Raw genomic sequence first — 19,875 nt, 5'->3', positions numbered from 1 at the left:
GAGGTTTGCGAGCGGCGGCACCGGCCGAGCCCACCCTTCCCGAGAGCAGAGTGAGATTCCGCTGTCATGACAGAGAACTTCGTGAAAGCGAGTGGTCAGGACGTCGTCGCGGTGGTCGGTCTGTCGTGCCGCCTTCCGGGCGCGAGCTCCCCCGAGGCGTACTGGGAGCTGCTCGCGGCCGGCCGGGAGGCCGTCGGTGGGGTTCCCGCGGACCGCGCCGTCCACATCGGCACACGGGTGGCCAGGGCCGGTCTGCTCGACGGCGTCGCGGACTTCGACGCGGGCTTCTTCGGGGTGTCGCCCCGCGAGGCCGCGGGGATGGACCCACGGCAGCGGCTGATGCTGGAACTCGCGTGGGAAGCACTCGAACACGCGGGAGTCGACCCGACGGCGGTGCGGGGCAGCCGGGCCGGAGTCTTCCTCGGGGCGATGGGGGACGACTACGCCGGTCTGGTGCGCGACCAGGGCGCCGGAGCGATCGACAGCTTCACCCTGTCCTCGCTCCAGCGTGGTGTCCTCGCGAATCGGATCTCCTTCTTCCTGGGACTGTCCGGCCCGAGCGTGGTCGTGGACTCGGCACAGTCCTCCGCCCTGGTCGCCGTGCACCAGGCGTACGAGAGCGTGCGGCGCGGGGAGTCGGCGTGGGCGCTCGCGGGCGGGGTCAACCTGATCCTCTCGCCGGAGTCGACGGCGACCGCGAGCGAGTTCGGCGCGTTGTCGCCGGACGGCCGCTGCTACACGTTCGACGCACGCGCCAACGGCTACGTGCGCGGTGAGGGCGCCGGCCTGGTCGTGCTCATGCCCCTGTCGGACGCCCACGCGCACGGCCACGACGTCGTGTGCGTGATCCGCGGCGGAGCGGTGAACAACGACGGCGGCGGCGAGCAGCTCACCACGCCGAGCCGGGCGGGGCAGGAGGACGTCCTGCGGGCGGCCCTCACCGATGCCCGGACGCGGTCCGCCGAGGTCGGATACGTGGAGCTACACGGCACCGGAACCCCGGTGGGGGACCGCGTGGAGTCGGCGGCGCTGGCCGCGGTCTTCGCCGACCGGGCCCGGCCGCTGGTGGTGGGGTCGGTGAAGACCAACGTGGGGCACGCGGAGGGAGCGGCGGGGGTCGTCGGCCTCATCAAGGCGGCCCTGGCCGTCCAGCACGGCCAGGTCCCGGCGAGTCTGAACTTCGCCGCCCCGGCGGACGACATCCCGCTCGCCGAGCTGGGCATCGAGGTCGCCGCCGAGCTGCGTGCATGGCCCGGCGACGAGCCGCGGGTGGCCGGCGTGTCCTCGTTCGGGATGGGCGGCACGAACTGCCATCTGGTGCTCGCGCAGGCCCCGGATCCGTCCCCGGCCGAGGAGAACCACGGGGTGAGGACGGGCACCGTTCCCTGGCTCGTGTCCGGCGGCACCGAGCGGGCCCTGCGGGTCCAGGCCGAACGGCTGGCCGGACACCTCGCGGCACAGGACGGCCCGGACGCGCTCGACATCGGGTTCTCGCTGGCGACCACCCGTGCCGCGCTGCCGCACCGCGCCGTCGTCATCGGCGAGGACCCGGCCGAGCTGAGCGAGGGACTGGCCGCGCTGGCGGCGAACCAGCCGGCGCCGAACGTCGTGTCCGGTGCGGTCGCCGAGGGCGGGACGGCCTTCATGTTCACCGGGCAGGGCGCGCAACGAACCGGCATGGGACGGGATCTGTACGCGCGTTTCCCCGTGTTCGCCAAGTCCTTCGACGCGGTGTGCGCGGAACTGGATCCGTCGCTGGGCGGAGAGCTGCGGGAGATCGTGTGGGCCGACGCGGACCTGCTCGGCCGGACCCGGTACACGCAGGCGGCGCTGTTCGCCCTGGAGACGGCGCTGTTCAGGCTGGTGGAGTCGTTCGGAGTACGTCCGACGCACCTGATCGGCCATTCCATCGGTGAGGTCACCGCCGCGCACGTCGCGGGGGTGCTGTCGCTGTCCGACGCCTGCACGCTCGTCGCGGCACGCGGACGGCTGATGCAGGCGGCCCCGTCCGGTGGAGCGATGGTGGCCATCAACGCCGACGAGGGCGACGTGCGAGTGCTGCTGCCCGAATCAGGGGTGAGCATCGCCGCCGTCAACGGGCCCCGCTCCGTGGTGATCTCCGGCGACACCGACCTGGTGCTCGCGACCGCGGAGTCCTTCCGCGCCAAGGGAGTGAAGACCAAGCAGCTGAACGTCAGCCACGCGTTCCACTCCCACCATCTTGCAGGAGTCCTCGACGAGTTCGCCGACGCCATCCGCGGGCTGACCTTCCACGCTCCTCGGATCCCCGTCATCTCGAACCTCGCCGGACGCCCCGCCACCACGGAAGAGCTGACCGACCCCGGCTACTGGGCACGCCAGATCCGTGGCACCGTCCGCTTCGCCGACGGCATCCGCGCCCTGCACGACGCGGGCGTCTCCCGCTACCTCGAGCTCGGCCCTGACCCCGTACTCGCCGGCATGGCCCGGGAGACTCTCGCCGAGCAGGCCCCGGCGGCGGTGTCCACGATGCGCACCGGGCAGGCGGAAGTCCGTATGCTGCTCAGGGCGCTCGGCACCATGCATGCCACGGGGGCGGCAGTGGACTGGACGCCGCTGCTGGACGGCGGCCGCAGGGTCGCGCTGCCCACCTACGCCTTTCAGCGCCGCCGACACTGGATCGGCGAAGCGCGCGAGGCCGCACCCGCCGCGGAACCGGCACACATCCGAGACCGCGAGGGCCTGCTCGATCTGGTGCGCACCCACCTCGCGGCTGTCCTGGGGTACGACGCGGTCGACATGACGCCGCTGACGTCGTTCAAGGACCTCGGGTTGACGTCGCTCACCGCGGTCGAGCTGTGCGCCGGGCTTTCCTCGGAGCTGGGTCTGGCCCTGCCGGGATCGCTGGTGTTCGACCATCCCACCCCTGATCGGTTCGCGGCGTTCCTGCACACGGAGCTCACCGGGCACGGCGATGCGGATGACACGGTGAGCGTCCCGGCACCCCGGGACGGCAACGCCGACGAACCGATCGCCATCGTCGGGATGGGCTGCCGGTATCCCGGCGGCGCGTCGTCGCCGGACGAACTGTGGGAGCTGGTGCGGTCGGGTCGGGATGCTGTGTCCGCGCTGCCGCGCGATCGCGGCTGGGATCTGGACAACCTGTTCGACCCGGACCCGGAGACCTCGGGGCGGACCTACGTTCGACATGGTGGGTTCCTCAACGACGTCGCCGGTTTCGACGCCGGGTTCTTCGGGGTGTCGCCGCGCGAGGCGCTGGCGATGGATCCGCAGCAGCGGTTGCTGCTCGAGACCGCCTGGGAGACGCTGGAGGACGCCGGGATCGAGCCCGGTTCGCTGCGCGGCAGCAGGACAGGCGTGTTCATCGGTGCCATGGCGGGCGACTACGGCCCGCGGCTCGACACTCCGCACGGCGGGGTCGACGGATACGTGCTCACTGGTAACACCGGGAGCGTCACTTCTGGCCGGTTGGCGTACTTCCTCGGTCTGGAGGGGCCGGCGGTGACGGTGGACACGGCGTGTTCGTCGTCGCTGGTCGCGTTGCATCAGGCCGCTCAGGCGGTGCGAAGCGGTGAATGCTCCCTGGCGGTGGCCGGTGGCGTGACCGTGATGTCCTCGCCGGGCATGCTGGTCGAATTCTCTCGGCAGCGTGGGCTGTCTGCCGACGGGCGGTGCAAGGCGTTCGCGGAGTCGGCGGACGGTACCGGTTGGGGTGAGGGTGCGGGGCTTGTGGTGTTGGAGCGCCTGTCCGATGCCCGTGCCCGTGGGCATCGGGTGCTGGCGGTGCTGCGGGGTTCGGCGGTGAATCAGGATGGTGCTTCGAACGGGTTGACCGCGCCGAACGGTCCGTCGCAGCAGCGTGTGATTCGGCTGGCGTTGGCGGATGCGGGGCTTGGTGCTGCGGATGTCGATGTGGTCGAGGCGCATGGCACGGGGACGAGGCTGGGTGATCCGATCGAGGCGCAGGCGTTGCTGGCCACGTATGGGAAGGGGCGTTCGGAGGACCGGCCGTTGTGGCTGGGTTCGCTGAAGTCGAATATCGGTCACACGATGGCGGCGGCCGGGGTCGGTGGTGTGATCAAGATGGTGGAGGCGCTGCGTCGGGGGGTGCTGCCCGCCACGTTGCATGTGGATGAGCCGTCGTCTCATGTGAACTGGAGGGGTGGGGGAGTTCGGTTGCTCACCGAGTCGCGTGAGTGGCCTTCGGCCGGTCGGCCGCGTCGTGCTGGGGTGTCGTCGTTCGGGATCAGTGGCACCAACGCTCATGTGATCTTGGAGCAGGCGCCGGTGACGGAAGAGGAGTCCCGGTCCGAGCAGGAGCCTCGGACCGGGCAGCCGGGTCCGGTCGGGTGGGTGTTGTCGGCGCGGAGTGATGAGGCGTTGCGGGCGTATGCAGGGCGGATCGCTGCGGCCGCTGGTTCTGGGCTGTCGGTAGTGGATGTCGCTGCGACGCTGGCCGGTCGTACTGCGTTCGCGCATCGCGGTGTGGTGGTCGGGACCACGCGTGAGGAGTTGCTGGCGGGGCTGAGTTCTCTCGCGGAGGGTGTTCCTTCCGATGATGTGGTGACGGGGGTCGCCGGGGCCGGCAGGACGGTGTTGGTGTTTCCGGGGCAGGGTTCGCAGTGGGGTGCGATGGCGCGGGAGTTGTACGCGTCCGCTCCGGTGTTCAGGGCGCGTCTTGAGGAGTGCGCGAAGGCGCTGTCCGCGTTCGTGGAGTGGGACCTGCTGGAGGTGCTGCTGAGCGATGACGGTGGTGTGCTGCTGTCGCGGGTGGATGTGGTGCAGCCGGCGTTGTTCGCGGTGATGGTGTCGCTGGCCGCGTTGTGGCGTTCGCACGGGGTGCGGCCGGATGCGGTGGTGGGGCATTCGCAGGGAGAGATCGCTGCCGCGTGTGTGGCGGGGGCCCTGTCGCTGGAGGACGCGGCGCGTGTGGTGACGTTGCGCAGTCAGGCGATTCGGGCGCTGGCCGGGCGGGGTGGCATGGTCTCCGTCGCGCTGCCGGTCGATGAGGTGCGGCGGCGTCTGGAGCGGTGGGCCGGCGACATCGACGTCGCCGCGATCAATGGTCCCGCGTCCACCGTCGTGTCCGGCAGCGCGCTGGCTCTGGACGAACTGCAGGCCGCGTTCGAGGCGGAGGGCGTGCGCACCTGGCGCATCCCCGTCGACTACGCCTCACATTCCCCTCACGTGGATGAGATCCGTGATCAGGTCCTGGACCTGCTGACGCCGATCCGGCCTCGGTCCGGTGAGGTCCCCTTCTACTCCACTGTCACCGGGCAGCGGATCGACACCACCGCGCTCGACGCGGATTACTGGTTTCGCAACCTTCGCAACACCGTCGAGTTCGAAGCCGCCACCCGGCTCCTTCTCGAAGACGGCCATGACGTGTTCATCGAGTGCAGTCCGCACCCGGTTCTGGTTCCGGGTGTGCAGGAGACCATCGACATTACGAACACTCCGGCCCACAGCGTCGGGACTCTGCGTCGGTACCACGGTGATCTGACCAGCTTCCTGCGCTCCGCCGGCGAGGCCTTCACCGTCGGCGCCCCCACCCATTGCACCCCCGCACATCCGCACGATGGCCGTCATGTCGGCCTGCCCACCTATCCCTTCCAGCGAGCGCGCTACTGGCTCAAGCCCGACACCGGCCAACGTGACATCGGCGCCGTCGGACTGACCGCGGCCGGCCATCCACTGCTCGGTGCTGTCACCGAGGGTGCGACCAGCCTGGTCTTCACCGGTCGGATCTCCCTGGCCACTCACCCCTGGCTGGCCGACCACCAAGTGGCCGGCACCATCGTGTTGCCCGGCGCTGCCTTCGCCGAGCTGGCGGTGCATGCCGCCGACCGGGTCGACTGCGGCACCGTGCGTGAGCTGACCGTGCAGACTCCGCTCGTCCTGCCCGAACAAGGTGCGGTCAGGCTCCGGGTGGAGGTCGGCGAGCCGCTCACCGGCGACGGTGCGCGACCCATTCGTATCGACGCACGACCGGACGCAGGCACTGACATCTCTTGGACGTGTCACGCCACGGGTGTCCTGGACGTCGACACGCCTTCCCCGGACTGGGACCTGACCGCCTGGCCCCCTGCCGGGGCACGGCCCGTGGACGTCTCCTACGAGACCCTGGCCGCCCAGGGGTACCACTACGGTGCGGTGTTCCAGGGGCTGCACCGGATGTGGCGCCACAACGACCACGTCTACGCCGAGGTCGCCCTCCCCGCCGACCCGGACGACTACACCATCCACCCCGCCCTCCTCGACGCCACACTCCACGCCGCACTGATGAGCCAGGTCCTGCCGAACGACGGCCGGGTACGACTGCCGTACGCCTGGGAAGGTGCGACGCTGCACGCTTCCGGCGCCTCCGCGCTGCGCGTGTCGGTGACGACCGTGGGGGACAACGCGCTACGGCTGCGCGCGGCGGACGGTGCCGGCATGCCGGTGGCAGAGGTGGCGTCGCTGGCCATGCTTCCGGCCGACCTTGCCGACCTGGGATCCGCGGCCGTGAACCGGGACTCCCTGCTGCGCCTGGAATGGACACCCGCGCCGTCGGCGGACGCGGCACCGCCCACCGGGCTCTCGCTGCTCGGCCCCGACTCGTTCGGCCTGCGCTCGGCGACGGCCGGCGGCGTCGACTGGCAAGAGTTCACCGAGCTCTCCGCGATACCCGGCGACTCGTCCGACGTGGTCGTGTGCCTCGAAGGTGACGATACGACAGACATCCCGGGAGCCGCCCGCACGGCTCTGTACCGTGCGCTCGATCTGGTCCAGGCATGGGTGTCCGACGACCGGTTCGTGGACGCACGGCTGGTCGTGGTGACCCGGCGTGCGGTGATGACCGGACACACCGAGCCCGTACCGGACCTTTCCACCGCGCCCCTCTGGGGGCTGCTCCGCTCCGCGCAGAGCGAGAACCCCGGCCGGCTGATCCTGGCCGATGTGGACGACGATGACCACTCGCTCGCCGCGCTGCCGTCCGCGCTGGCCGGTGACGCCACCCAGTTCGCGCTGCGTGACGGACATGTCGTGGTGCCGAGACTGGTCAGGGCGAGTTCCAAGGACCGTCCACGGGAACCCGAGGGCACGCCGAGGCGGCCGGAGCCGCTGTCACGGTGGGACACCGACGGCACCGTGTTGCTCACCGGCGGTACCGGAACACTCGGCAGTTTGTTCGCCCGGCACTTGGTCACGAACCACGGGGTACGGAACCTGTTGCTGGTCTCCCGGCGCGGGCCGGACACTCCGGGAGCCGCGGACCTGGTCGCCGAGCTGTCCGGGCTGGGCGCCGAGGTGACGGTCGCCGCGTGCGACGTGGCCGACCGGGCCGCGCTTTCGGCACTGCTCGCGGGAATCCCGGCGAACCACCCGCTCACCGGCGTGGTGCACGCCGCCGGGACCCTGGACGACGGGCTGATCTCCGGGATGACACCGGAAAAGATCGACGCCGTGCTCACGCCGAAGCTGGACGCGGCGTGGAATCTGCACGACCTGACCCGGGACCTGGGGCTGTCCGCGTTCGTGCTGTTCTCCTCGATCATGGGCACGATCGGCAACGCGGGCCAGGCGAACTACGCCGCCGCGAACGTGTTCCTCGATGCGCTTGCCCAGTACCGCCACGCCACCGGACTGCCGGCGACCTCGCTCGCGTGGGGATTCTGGGGCGAGCGCAGCGAACTGACCCGCGATCTGAACGGCGCGGACATCGCTCGAATGGCGCGCACCGGGCTGAAGCCGCTTCCGTCGGACGAGGGCGTCGCGCTGTTCGACGCGGCGTTCGCCCGAGGTGAGGCCACCGCTGCACCGGTCGCGCTCGACCTGGACCGGCTGCGTGCGCAGGCCGCGGGGGCGACCCTGCCGGAGGTGCTGCGCGGGCTGGTCCGGGCGCGGCGCGCGGCGACCGACGTCACGGCGACCGCGTCGACGCTCGCCAACCGGCTGGCCGGCCGCCCGCCCGAGGACATCGACCGCGAGCTGCTCGATCTGGTGCGCTCCCACACCGCCACCGTGCTCGGCCACGCCGGCGCCGACTCCGTACAGCCGGCCGTTGCGTTCAGGGAGCTCGGCCTCGACTCGCTGTCCGCGGTGGAACTCCGCAAGCGGCTCAACGAGGCTACCGGACTGCGGCTGTCGGCCACCGTGGTGTTCGACCGGCCGACCCCGTCCGTGCTGGCCGCGTTCCTGCGCGAGGAGCTGCTCGGCGGGAGCACCCGGGCCGTCGGTCCGGCCGCTGCGGCCGCCACGGCGGAGGACGACGATCCGGTCGCCGTCGTCGGGATGGGCTGCCGGTTTCCCGGTGGCGTGTCGTCGCCGGACGCTCTGTGGGAGCTGGTGCGGTCGGGTCGGGACGCGGTCGGCGGGCTGCCGCGCGACCGAGGCTGGGATCTGGAGAACCTGTTCGACCCGGACCCCGGACGGACCGGCAAGAGCTACGTGGAGAAGGGCTACTTCCTCGACGACATCGCCGGTTTCGACGCAGGGTTCTTCGGGGTGTCGCCGCGCGAGGCGCTGGCGATGCACCCACAGCAGCGACTGCTTCTGGAGACCATGTGGCAGACGCTGGAGGACGCCGGGATCGAGCCCGGTTCGCTGCGCGGCAGCAACACGGGCGTGTTCATCGGTGCGATATCGCAGGACTACGGGCCGCCGATGCACGAGGGTTCCGCGGAGGCCGATGGGCTGCTGCTCACCGGTACCAGTGGGAGCGTCACATCGGGGCGGTTGGCGTACTTCCTGGGTCTGGAGGGGCCGGCGGTGACGGTGGACACGGCGTGTTCGTCGTCGCTCGTGGCGTTGCATCAGGCCGCCCGGGCGGTGCGGAGCGGTGAGTGCTCGCTCGCGGTGGCCGGTGGCGTGACCGTGATGTCCTCGCCCGGGGTGTTGGTGGAGTTCTCCCGGCAGCGTGGGTTGTCCGCTGATGGGCGGTGCAAGGCGTTCGCGGAGTCGGCCGATGGGACCGGCTGGGGTGAGGGCGCGGGGCTGGTGGTGCTGGAGCGGTTGTCCGTGGCGCGTGCGCGGGGGCATCGGGTGTTGGCGGTGCTGCGGGGTTCGGCGGTGAACCAGGATGGTGCGTCGAACGGGTTGACGGCTCCGAATGGTCCGTCGCAGCAGCGTGTGATTCGTCTGGCGCTGGCGGATGCGGGGCTGGGCGCGGGTGATGTGGATGTGGTGGAGGCGCACGGTACGGGGACGAGGCTCGGTGATCCGATCGAGGCGCAGGCGTTGCTGGCCACGTATGGGAAGGGGCGTTCGGAGGACCGGCCGTTGTGGCTGGGTTCGCTGAAGTCGAATATCGGTCACACGATGGCGGCGGCCGGGGTCGGTGGTGTGATCAAGATGGTGGAGGCGCTGCGTCGGGGGGTGCTGCCCGCCACGTTGCATGTGGATGAGCCGACGTCTCATGTGGACTGGAGTGCCGGGGGAGTTCGGCTGCTGACCAAGTCGCGTGAGTGGCGTTCGCAGGACCGGCCGCGTCGTGCGGGGGTGTCGTCGTTCGGGATCAGCGGCACCAACGCTCATGTGATCTTGGAGCAGGCGCCGCCGACCGGACAGTCGGTGGCGCCGGAGACCGTGCCGCCTACGGAACCGGTGTCTTTCACGGAGCAGGCGGGGCCGGTCGGGTGGGTGTTGTCGGCGCGGAGCGAGGAGGCGCTGCGGGTCCACGCGGGCCGGATCGCCGAGGCCGCCGCTGATACCGGGGTGCCGTTGGAGGACGTGGCGGCGACGCTGGCTGCCCGTACCGCGTTCGAGCGGCGTGGCGTGGTGGTCGGTTCCACGCGCGAGGAGTTGCTGGAGGGTCTGCGGTCACTGGCAGAGGGCGCTGCCACCAAGGGCGTGGCGACGGGGGTCGCCGGGGTCGGCAGGACGGTGTTGGTGTTTCCGGGGCAGGGTTCGCAGTGGGGTGCGATGGCGCGGGAGTTGTACGCGTCCGCTCCGGTGTTCAGGGCCCGTCTTGAGGAGTGCGCGAAGGCGCTGTCCGCGTTCGTGGAGTGGGATCTGCTGGAGGTGCTGCTGAGCGATGACGGTGGTGTGCTGCTGTCGCGGGTGGATGTGGTGCAGCCGGCGTTGTTCGCGGTGATGGTGTCGCTGGCCGCGTTGTGGGAGGCGCATGGAGTGCGCCCGGATGCGGTGGTGGGGCATTCGCAGGGAGAGATCGCTGCCGCGTGTGTGGCGGGGGCCCTGTCGCTGGAGGACGCGGCGCGTGTGGTGACGTTGCGCAGTCAGGCGATCCGGGCCTTGGCCGGGCGGGGCGGGATGGTGTCGGTCGCGCTGTCGGTGGAGGAGGTGCGGCGGCGTCTGGAGCGGTGGGGCGGCGATATCGGGATCGCCGCGATCAACGGTGCCACGTCCACTGTCGTCTCCGGCAGCGCGGGGGCTCTGGACGAGCTGCAGGCCGCGTTCGAGGCGGAGGGCGTGCGCACCTGGCGCATCCCCGTCGACTACGCCTCACATTCCCCTCACGTGGACGAGATCCGTGATCAGGTCCTGGACCTGCTGTCCCCGATCCGTCCTCGGTCCGGTGAGGTCCCCTTCTACTCCACCGTCACCGGGCAGCGGATCGACACCACCGCACTCGACGCGGACTACTGGTTCCGCAACCTGCGCAACACCGTCGAGTTCGAAGCCGTCACCCGGCTGCTCCTCGAAGACGGCTATGACGTGTTCATCGAGTGCAGTCCGCACCCGGTTCTGGCTCCGGGCGTGCAGGAGACCATCGACAGCACGCACACTCCGGCCCGCGCCATCGGGACTCTGCGTCGCCACAACGGCGACCTGGCCGCCTTCCTGTGCTCCACCGGCGAAGCCTTCACCGCGGGGGCCGTCGACCGCTGGAACCTGGCGGACCAGAACCGTGGCGGACATGTCACCCTGCCCTCCTATCCGTTCGAGCGGACGCGGTACTGGCTGACCCCGGACACCGGCCGTCGTGATGTCGGTGCGGTCGGGCTGACCGCGGCCGGTCATCCGCTGCTCGGCGCGGTCGTCGAGGGTGCGGCCGGCACGGTCTTCACCGGCCGGGTGTCTCTGGCCACTCATCCCTGGCTGGCCGACCACCAGGTGGCCGGCACCCTCGTGTTCCCCGGCGCCGCGTTCGTGGAGCTGGCGGTGTACGCGGCCGACCGGGTCGGCGCCGGCAGCATCCGTGAGCTGACCGTGCGGTCCCCGCTCGTCCTGCCCGAGCACGGCGCCGTACGGCTGCGGGTGGAGGTGAGCGAGCCGGCCGCCGGTGAGAGCGGGCGTACGGTGCGGATCGACGCACGGCCGGACGCGGGCACGGCCACGTCCTGGACGTGTCACGCGACGGGTGTCCTGGACGCCGAGACGCCGTCCCCGGACTGGGACCTCACGGCCTGGCCCCCCGCCGGGGCACGGCCCGTGGACGTCTCCTACGAGACCCTGGCCGCCCAGGGGTACCACTACGGTGCGGTGTTCCAGGGGCTGCACCGGATGTGGCGCCACAACGACCACGTCTACGCCGAGATCTCCCTCCCCACCGAGCCCGACGCCTTCGCCATTCACCCCGCCCTCCTCGACGCCACCCTCCATGCCGCGTGCACTGAGGGCCCCCGGCTGGCGACGTCGTGGCGCGGAGTCGCCGTGCACGCGGTTGGCGCGTCCGCCCTGCGGGTGCGGATCGGCCCGGACCGCGCCGGCTCGGTGTCGGTGACGCTGGCCGACACCATGGGCGATCCGGTCGCCGAGTTCACCGTCGGTACCACGCTCGTCGAACCCGGGGAGCTGCGGGCCACCGGGGTCGTACAACTCGGCGTGCTCCACCGGGAGGCATGGGTCGACCACCTCGCGAAGTCGTCGCCCCGGAAGGCGAACTGGGCCGTCGTGGGAGCGGATCCGCTCCGCGCCGCGGCGGGACTGACGGCCGCAGGCGTGTACGCCCGGGCGTACCCGGGACTCGACGCCCTGGCCGAAGCCGACGGGGACGCGCCGGACCATCTGCTGCTCACCGTGCCGGCGGGCGCGGAGGTCGCCGCCACCGTGCGGGAGACCATGAGCCGGCTGAACGCGGTGCCGTCGACCGAGAGGCTCGCCACGGCGACCGTGGTGTTCCTGACCACCGCCGCTGTGCCGGCCTTCGACCCTGCCGGCGCCGACCTTGCGGGCGCCGCGGTGTGGGGGCTTGTCCGGTCCGCGCAGGCGGAGAACCCCGGACGGTTCGTCCTCGCCGACGTGGACGCCGACGAGGCGTCCTGGCGTGCGCTGCCGAGGGCCGTCATGTCCGGCGAGCCGCAGATGGCCCTGCGCGAGGGTCGGGTCAGGGTGCCACGGCTCACCCCGGGCGCACCGGCGGACACGACGGAGCGGTTCGCCGGCCACGAGGGCACCGTGCTGATCACCGGCGGGACCACACCCATGGGCGAGCGACTGGCGCGGCACCTCGTCGCTGTGCACGGGGTACGGCATCTGCTGTTCACCGGCGCCGAAGCCCCCGAGCCGACCGCGGAACTCACCGCGCTGGGCGCCGCCGTCACCACCGCGGCGTGCGATCCGGCCGACCGCACGGCGTTGCGGGAGCTGATCGGCCGTCTGCCCGCGGAGCATCCGCTGACCATGGTCGTGCACATACTGCAGGCTCCGCCGCACGACAGGACCCTGTCTGCGCCACCGTCCCAGGCCCCGGACGCGCTCGCCGAGGTGGTGGGCGCGATGGTCGGTGCCGCGGAGGTCCTCGACCAGGAGATCGGGGAGGCCACCCTCGTCCTGTGCTCGTCGTTCGCCGGAACCGTCGGTGGTGCCGGAACCGCCGCCACGGCGGCGTCGGCGGCCGCGCTGGACGCGCTGGCCCGACGGCGCCGGGCGCGCGGCGCCCCCGCGGTGTCGCTGGCCTGGGGGCCCTGGACGGGGGGCGACGCACCGTCCCGTGGCGGGAACACGGGAGTGGGCGTGCTGGGGGTGCGGGAAGCCGTCGCGCTGTTCGACACCGCTTGCCGCGCGGACGAACCCGTGTGGATCCCGGCCAGGCTGGATCTGGCCGAGCTGACCAGGCAGGTCGAGGCCGGGGAGGCGCTGCCGCCGCTGTTCAGGTCGCTGGTCAAGACCACCGGCAAACGCACGGCGAGCGGAGGCGCGGTCTCGGTCACATCGCTGCGGCAACGGCTCGCGTCGATGGCGGAGGCCGAACAGGACCTGACGCTGTCCGGCCTGATCTCCACACAGATCTCGGCGGTGCTCGGGCTGGAGTCGGCCGACGTGGTGCGGCCGAACCAGATCCTGCTCGACTTCGGCTTCGACTCGCTGTCCATCCTGACCCTGCGGAACCGCCTCGCCTCGGCGACCGGTGTGCGTCTGGACACCACGTCGATGTTCCACCGGTCGACACCGGACGACCTGGTCCAGCACCTCAAGCAGGCACTGCTCGACAACCGATCCGGCAGAGGAGCCGATGATGCACCCACCGATGACACAGTCTGAGCGCGTCGTGGAACCGACAGGACGTGGCTATCTTCTGCTCGACGCGCATCCGGCCGGATGCTTCCGCAGCGTGGAGCTGATGCGGGCCGAGGTGCCGGTCCCGGAGAAGCCACCGGCGCGGCGGCCGACGGCGCTGGTCATCGGGTCGAGCTCGGGCTACGGTCTGGCGAGCACGATCGCCGGGCTGGTGCGGTACGGCATCGACGGCGTGGGGATCGGTCTCGAACGGCCGGCCGGGCATCGCAGCGCGAGCGCTGGGTGGTACCGCACGGTCGCCACCGACGCGATCGCCCGCGAGCTCGGGGCGGACTTCTCGTTCCGCAACGCCGACGCCTTCGCCGACACCACGAAGACCGAGACGCTGGATCTGCTGGCCGAGCGGTTCGGCGGCGTGGACTACCTGATCTACAGCGTCGCCGCGCCCCGGCGCACCGACCAGCGGAGCGGCACGACCTACCAGTCGGTGCTCAAGCCGCTCGGCGCGCCGCACACTACCTGGAACCTGGAGTTCGCCGACGACGGAGCCGCGCAGGTGCGGGAGGTCACCGTCGCCCCGGCGACCGAGGCCGAGGCCACCGCGACCGTGGGGGTCATGGGCGGCGAGGACTGGTCCCGCTGGATCGCGGCGCTGGCCGAGCGCGGGCTGCTGCGGAGCGGCTTTCGCACGGTCGCCCTCACGTACATCGGCTCGCCGCTGACCTCGGCGATCTACCGCGGGGGCACGATCGGCGCCGCCAAGGCCGACCTGGAGTCCACCGCGCGCGCCCTGACCGAGCGGCTGGCCGCGGTGGACGGCCGCGCCTTCACCTCGGTGAACGGCGCCCTGGTCACCCAGGCGCTGACCGCCATCCCGGGCATCCCGCTCTACGTGAGTCTGCTCCGTGGCGTTCTCGGCGACCGTTTCCCGTCTCCCGTGGCGCAGTCGCTTGACCTGTGGCACCAGCTCACCGCGCGCCGGCCTGACGTGGACGACTCCGGCCGCATCCGCCTCGATCGCTGGGAGCTGTCCGAGCCGGTCCAGGCGGCGGTGGCCGAACGCTGGCGGTCGATCACTCCCGGGACCGTCACCGCGCTGGCCGACACCGCGTGGTTCCGGGCCCAGTGCCGTGCCCTGTACGGCTTCGACGTCCCCGGCGTCGACTACACCGTCCCGGTCGAGACCGACCTGCCCTGGCCCGAGTCGTAGACATGGGAGCCCACCCATGGGCGTCTCGTTTCTCCTCGGCCGACCACCGCACGGCGGTCAGCCGAGGAGGACGGCTCAGCGGAAGTCGTCGGCGTGATCGGCGGCCCACTGCGCGAACGTGTGCGCGGGCCTGCCGGTGATCCTGTCGACGATGACCGAGACCGGGGCCGGAACGCCGTCGGCGGCGGCCCACATGCGCAGTAGCGCTTCGGCCACATTCGACGGCGCCCTCTCGGCGAATTCCTCCCGCGCCTGCTTGGCAGAGACCGTCTCCACCCGGATCGGGCGCCCGAGGGCCTCACCGATGTGCTCCACCTGGCGCCGCAGCGTCAGCGACTCGGATCCGTGGACGGTGTACGCCTGGTGGGAGTGACCGGGCTCGGTCAGAGCGGTCACGGCGAGCGCGGCCATGTCCTTCTCATGGACGGGTGCGTTCTGCGCTTCCGGGTACGGAAGGCGCACGAGGCCCTCCCCGCGGATCGATTCCCCCCACCACCAACGGGCGTTGGTGGCGAACATGCCCGGCCTGATGAACGTCCAGTCCAGCCCCGACCGCTCTATGGCCAGCTCGACCGTCCGGTGCATCCGGGCTATCGGGTTCTGTTCGGAGGTGGCCATCACGACCGACACCGACGACAGCAGGACCACCTGCCGGACGCCGGCGGACTGCGCCGCTGTCACGAAGGCCTCGATCTCCTCCGGTTTGGCGTACAGGAACACCTTGTCGGCACCGGCCAGCACCGCGGGCAGCGTCTCGGGGCGCTCCAGGTCGGCCTGGACGACCTCCAGCGTGGACGGGAAGCCGCCCGCTTCCGGGTTTCTGCTGGTGCCCCTGACCTTCTCGCCGGCGGCCAGCAGGCCGGCAGCGACATTGCGGCCGACGTTTCCACGTGCGCCGAAGACAACGGTAACCAATGATCCGACCTCCGCGTGGTTGATGGCACGGGTGGAGCATGCATCGACCGTTCAGGTCTGCGAGCGGACTGGAAGGGCACGTTCCGTGAGCTCGGGGTCCGCTCGTCGGCCTCCGCCCGGTGACCGAGGCTCGCACGGGTCGCTGAAAAAAACAAACTGCGTACGTTGTACCTTCTTTTGCTATCCTGAATCCGTGGGGCCCACACATGGACCATCGAACACACGCTGCTCCATGTGCAGTTGATGCTGCTTTGAGCAGGCCGAGTGGGTCGCCCGCGAGGGCGTGCACAGAGAGGAATCAGGTGAACGAGACGTATCCGCCGCCCGGCGCGGCGATCGACCCCGACCCGAGCAGGTCCTGGTTACGGCGAGCGTGGCCGCTGGTCCGGGCACACCGGTCGATGTTCAGCGCGGCCCTGGTGATGTCCGGGGCCAGCATGCTGGTGGCCGTACAGGTGCCGAGGCTGATCCAGGATGCGGTGGACAACTCGATCGTGTCGGACAAGGTGCCGCTGTCGCACTACATGTGGTGGCTGGTCGGGATGACGGTGATCATGCTGGTCGTCGGCTACCTGTCCAAGCAACTGCTCTTCCGCGCCGCGGCCAGGATCGAGTACGACCTGCGCAACATCGTGTACGAGCACCTGACCGCCATGTCGTTCCCGTTCTACGATCGGATGCAGAGCGGGCAACTCATCTCTCGTGCCAACTCCGACATCCGCGCGGTGCAGATGTATCTGGCGTTCGCGCCGTACCTGCTGGTGCAGTCCGGTATCTCGCTGGTGTCGTTCGCGTACATGCTGGCGATCGACGTGCCGCTGGCCATCCTGGCCATGCTGCCGATGCCGCTGATGTTCGTGGCCAGTCGGCGCATGCAACGGTCCCTGTTCCCGGTGTCCTGGCTGATCCAGGCCCGGCTGGCCGATGTCGCGACCGTGGTGGACGAGAACGTCAACGGCGTGCGCGTGGTCAAGTCGTTCGCGGCCGAGCGGAGCCAGCTCGCCTCGCTGCAGAAGGCCGCGACGAGCGTCGCCTGGGCGAATGTGAAGGATGCCGATCTGCGCGCGCGGTGGACGCCCCTGGTGCAGAACCTGCCCCGCGTCGGCATGGCGATCGTGCTGCTGTACGGCGGATACCTGGTCATTCACGGCGAGCTGGGCGTCGGCGCGATCCTGGCCTTCAACGCCTATCTCATGATGCTCCAGGTTCCGTTCCAGGTGATCGGCAACCTGATCATGCTGGGGCAGCGGTCGTCGGCCGCGGCCAAGCGGCTGTACGAGGTACTGGACGAGAAGCCGGAGATCGCGGACGCCCCCGACGCGCGGGAGATCACCGGGCCGCGCGGTGACGTCCGGTTCGACGATGTCACCTTCGGCTACGGCGACGGCCTCGACGTGCTGAAGGGGTTCTCGCTGCGGCTCCGCGCCGGCGAGACCGTGGCGCTGGTCGGCCGGACCGGCACCGGAAAGTCCACCGCGGCCAGACTGCTGCCGCGTTTCTACGACGTGCGCGCCGGCTCCGTCAGCGTGGACGGGCACGATGTGCGGGACCTGACCCTGCACAGCCTGCGGGACGCCGTCGGCGTCGTACTGGACGAGCCGTTCCTGTTCTCGGCGTCGGTCCGCGACAACATCGCCTACGGGCGGCTGGACGCGGACATCACCGACATCGAGCGGGTGGCCCGGCTGGCCGGGGCCCACGAGTTCATCACCGAACTGTCCGAGGGCTACGACACTGTCATCGGCGAACGCGGCTACACGCTGTCCGGCGGGCAGCGGCAGCGCATCGCGATCGCCCGGACGCTGCTGGTGAATCCGCCGGTGCTGGTGCTCGACGACGCCACCAGCGCCATCGACGTCCAGGTCGAGCAGGAGATCCACGCCGGGCTGCGGTCCCTGTTCGCCGGTCGGACGACGCTGATCGTCGCCCACCGGCTGTCCACGATCAGCCTGGCCGACCGCGTGGTGCTGCTGGACGGCGGCCGGATCGTCGCGGACGGCACGCACAAGGAACTGCTTGCGAGCACGCCGCTGTACGCGGAAGTGCTGGCGCAGGCGGACGAGAGCATCGAGGAACGGGGGGGTGTGGGCCGATGACGTCTCCCACGGGAGGTGGCGCCGCGTTCAACGGAGGCGGCAGGGCCACCGCGCCAGGTCTGCCCTTCGCCGGAGTGCCGCCGGAGATGCAGGCGAGCGTCGACACGTTGCTGAAGACCGAGCCGGAACATCCCGAGCCCGAGGTCGTGTTCGAGCACGGCCGGCCCGATCCCGACGGCGCCGAGCTGAGTCTGCGGCGGCTGATCCGCCCGTACTGGCCGGTCGCGCTGCTGGCCGGCGTGTTCGTGGCCCTGGAGGCGCTGACGCTCCAGGCCGGTCCGAAGCTGACCCAGATCGGCATCGACGACGGCATCACGGCGAAGGACACCGGCACACTGGTGCTGGTCGCGATCGCGTACCTGGTCAGTCTGGTGGTCACCGGTGCCGCGCAGGCCGCGCGGGTCAAGGTGACCGGGCGGATCGCCGCGTGGGTGATGAACGACCTGCGGGTACGGGTCTTCACCCAGTTGCAGCGGCTCTCGCTGAACTTCTACACCGGCGAGAAGTCCGGCGTGATCATGACCCGGATGACCAGCGACATCGAGAACCTCCAGGCGTTGCTGCAGGACGGTCTGGCACAGTTCGCCGTCCAGGGCCTGACCATGGTCGTTGTCACGGTGGTGCTGTTCACCTTCGACGTGCGGCTGGCGCTGATCACCATCGTACTGGTCGTGCCCGTCCTGACCGTGCTGTCCGTGTGGTTCCACCGGGCGTCCGGCAAGGGCTACGTGCGGGTGAGGGACACCATCGCCGCCGTCATCGCCGATCTCTCCGAGAGCCTCCAGGGAGTGCGCATCGTCACGGCGCACAACCGGCAGCGGCACAACATCGAGCAACACCGACAGGTCACGGGCTCGTACTACGACGCCAATGTCCGCACCGGACGGATCAACTCGATCTACACGCCGAGCACCCAGGTCATCGGTGTCGCGGGGCAGCTCGCGCTGCTGGCCATCGGCGCCGGCATGGTCGCCGACGGGGAGCTTACCATCGGCGAGCTGGTGGCGTTCCTGCTCTCCCTGGGCGCCTTCTTCCAGCCCATCCAGCAACTGGTGCAGCTCTACAACACGTACCAGCAGGGGCAGTCGTCGATCGTGAAGCTCAGGGAGCTCCTGAGCACGCGGGCGGAGGTCGAGGAGGCTCCCGGAGCCGTCGACCTGCCGAAGGTCGAGGGCGAGATCGTCTTCGAGGACGTCACGTTCGGCTATGTCCCCGACCGGCCGGTGATCTCCGAGGTGTCGCTGGACATCCGGGCCGGTGAGACCGTGGCGTTCGTCGGCCCCACCGGTGCCGGCAAGTCCACCCTCGCCAAACTGGTCACCCGGTTCTACGACCCGACGTCCGGCCGGATCCTCATCGACGGGCGCGACCTCCAGGACGTGCGGATAGAGTCCCTCCGACGGCAGATCGGCGTCGTTCCGCAGGAACCCTTCCTGTTCGCCGGGCCGCTCCGGGACAACATCCGTTTCGCCGTCCCGGACGCCTCCGACGACCAGGTCCGGGAGGCGTTGCGGGTGGTCGGCCTGGTCGACGTGGTCGAGCGGCTGCCCGACGGCCTCGACACCGTCGTCCAGGAGCGGGGCCAGTCGCTGTCCTCCGGTGAACGGCAACTCGTCGCCCTGGCACGGGCCTTCCTGGCCCAGCCCCGGGTACTGGTCCTGGACGAGGCCACGTCCAACCTGGACCTCCAGTCCGAGACCAAGATCGAGCAGGCCCTGGACGTGCTGCTGGAGGGCCGCACCGCGATCCTGATCGCACACCGGCTCTCCACCGCGATGAAGGCGGACCGCATCGTCGTCGTCGACGAGGGCCGCATCGTCGAGGTCGGTGCGCACGACCAGCTCCTCGCCGCCGACGGCAAGTACACCCAGATGTACGCCGTCTGGACCAATCAGGCCGCCGAGGCCCACTGAGGAACCTCGCGAGTCCCGCTCCCGGCCGCGGAGCGGGCCGCGAGCGTCCGGGCCACGGGCACGAGGACATGGTCCGGCGACCCTCTGCGCAGTTGAGGAATGTCGACCGGCGGCTGTCGTCGCGATGGGCGCTGCCCGCTTCCGGCCCCGCACGACACCCTCCGGGTCGTTGTCTTCAGTGCCGTCGGTCGTTCTCGGGTTGACCGCGCTCGCCAGATGCCGTCGGTACGTGCCGCAAAGGAGCCCCGGACGCGAGGAGGAGTGGAAGAACGACTGCATCTACTCCCAGCTCAAGAGCTGTTCCTCCTCCGAGGGCGCAGCGATGACCGAGGGCCTGCTG

At 70.7% G+C, this 19,875-nt stretch carries 5 protein-coding genes; 4 read left to right on the top strand and 1 reads right to left on the bottom strand.

Features of this window, described 5'->3' with window-relative positions; all coding sequences use genetic code 11:
• The first annotated feature begins 66 nt into the window (after nt 1-66).
• Complete coding sequence (locus OHS33_RS04660) at nt 67-13,425, top strand: type I polyketide synthase (RefSeq protein WP_330329094.1); 13,359 nt, start codon at nt 67-69, stop codon at nt 13,423-13,425.
• A complete protein-coding gene (fabV, locus tag OHS33_RS04655; protein ID WP_330329093.1) occupies nt 13,412-14,611 on the top strand; it encodes an enoyl-[acyl-carrier-protein] reductase FabV in 1,200 nt (399 codons plus the stop codon). The genes OHS33_RS04660 and fabV overlap by 14 nt, the downstream gene beginning before the upstream one ends.
• A gap of 75 nt (nt 14,612-14,686) precedes the next feature.
• Here fabV and OHS33_RS04650 read toward each other — a convergent pair whose 3' ends face one another.
• Nucleotides 14,687-15,526, bottom strand: a complete 840-nt coding sequence (locus OHS33_RS04650) for an NAD(P)H-binding protein (protein ID WP_330329092.1) — start codon at nt 15,524-15,526, stop codon at nt 14,687-14,689.
• A gap of 302 nt (nt 15,527-15,828) precedes the next feature.
• On the opposite strand from OHS33_RS04650, the gene OHS33_RS04645 reads away from it, so the two are divergent.
• Complete coding sequence (locus OHS33_RS04645; protein WP_330329091.1) at nt 15,829-17,622, top strand: ABC transporter ATP-binding protein; 1,794 nt, start codon at nt 15,829-15,831, stop codon at nt 17,620-17,622.
• Entirely contained in the window at nt 17,619-19,535 is a 1,917-nt protein-coding gene (locus OHS33_RS04640; RefSeq protein ID WP_330329090.1) for an ABC transporter ATP-binding protein, read from the top strand. The genes OHS33_RS04645 and OHS33_RS04640 overlap by 4 nt, the downstream gene beginning before the upstream one ends.
• The last annotated feature ends 340 nt before the right edge of the window (nt 19,536-19,875 follow it).

This window comes from Streptomyces sp. NBC_00536 (genome assembly GCF_036346295.1).
Lineage (GTDB): Bacteria > Actinomycetota > Actinomycetes > Streptomycetales > Streptomycetaceae > Streptomyces.
The sequence above is the reverse complement of the archived record's forward strand: the minus strand, read 5'-3'. Positions and strand labels throughout refer to the sequence as shown.

Coding starts and splice junctions, on each gene's coding strand:
- OHS33_RS04660 (WP_330329094.1), top strand. CDS start 67: ATGACAGAGAACTTCGTGAAAGCGAGTGGTCAGGACGTCGTCGCGGTG.
- fabV (WP_330329093.1), top strand. CDS start 13,412: ATGACACAGTCTGAGCGCGTCGTGGAACCGACAGGACGTGGCTATCTT.
- OHS33_RS04640 (WP_330329090.1), top strand. CDS start 17,619: ATGACGTCTCCCACGGGAGGTGGCGCCGCGTTCAACGGAGGCGGCAGG.